Genomic DNA, 1211 nt, shown 5'->3' with positions numbered 1-1211 from the left:
GACCACGGCCCGCGCGACAGCGCACCGCACGGCCACCCGCCCGGCGGCCGCGGCCCTTCGCGGGGGTGAGCGGCGGTGAACGGCGGCGGGGAGGGGCAGCCGGTGTGGAAGATCCTGGAGGTTCTGACGAAGGCGGCCACGGTCCGCATCCACGTTCCCCGAGCCGGGTATAGCCCTCTCGACACCGTCCAGGAGGCCCGGCTGTTTCTCGGCAGCGGCTTTCTCGCCGCGCCGCAGTGGGTCCTGACCTGCGCGCATGTCCTCTACGACGGGGTGGCGAAGCGGCCGATCGGGAAGGGGGAGCGGGTGATCGTCTGCCAGGTGGGCCCGAGCGGTCTTCCCTTCGCCCTCGAAGGCGAGGTCGCGGCCATGCTCCCCGAGCACGGCCCCGCCGACGGCCCCTGGCCCGCCCCGGACCTCGCTCTCGTCCGGCTGCGCAGGCCCGCCCCGTACACGTGCGCCTACCTCTCCGACCGCCCCGCGGGCACCCAGCTCGACGGTGGCGGGCTCTACCAGGTCGGCTGGATCGACAACGGCGGGCAGCTGACCCTGCGCGGCGGCGCCGTCACGGTCGCGGGGACCCTCGGCGGGCCCGGCGAGGCCGAACAACTCCTCCTCACGGGCGAGGGGTTCATCGCGGGGTCCTCCGGCGGCCCGGTCGTCGACCTGCGGCGCGGCGAGGTCGTCGCCGTCGTCAAGTCCCGGATGCGCGAGGGCGGCAGCGGCTCCGCCGTCGACATCGCCTGCCTGCGCTCCCTCGCCGTGCCGGGCCTGCTGGCCGAGCGCGCCACCCCGCCCTTCGGCACGATGCTCCCCGGCGGGCTGTGGTGGGAGGGCACGGGGACGGGACGCACCGGGACCGACCTCGCCGCACCCGCCCCCGCGGCGCCCCTGCCCGAGCCGCGCGCGCAGGACGCCGCCGCGTACAGCGCCCCGCCCGGCCCCGTACCGGAGCCCCCGGAGCCCGAGGAGGACCTCTACCAGGCCCTCTACCGCGACCACGACCGCTACCACGCCTCCCAGCTCGCCGGCGCCGCGCCCACCTGGACCGACGTCCAGCGCTCCCTGTGGGGCCCCGGGGCCCGCCCCGGCCCCCTCGACCGCACCCGCCTCTACGGCCTCTTCGCGGCGCTCCCGCACCCCGCGGCGCCCGCCGAACTCGCGACGCTCCTGCGCGCCCTGCCCCTCGACCTGTACGGCGCCGACCGCCC

Annotated in this window: 1 protein-coding gene; it reads left to right on the top strand. The window is 77.5% G+C overall.

Going from position 1 to position 1211, the window contains the following annotated elements:
* Nucleotides 1–75 precede the first annotated feature (75 nt).
* On the top strand, nucleotides 76–1211 hold a 1136-nt coding region (locus G3I42_RS05255; protein WP_343244461.1), incomplete at its 3' end, for a serine protease.

It is taken from the genome of Streptomyces sp. SID11385 (genome assembly GCF_010548245.1).
Taxonomy (GTDB): Bacteria; Actinomycetota; Actinomycetes; order Streptomycetales; family Streptomycetaceae; genus Streptomyces.
This window is presented reverse-complemented; position numbering and strand designations above follow the sequence as displayed.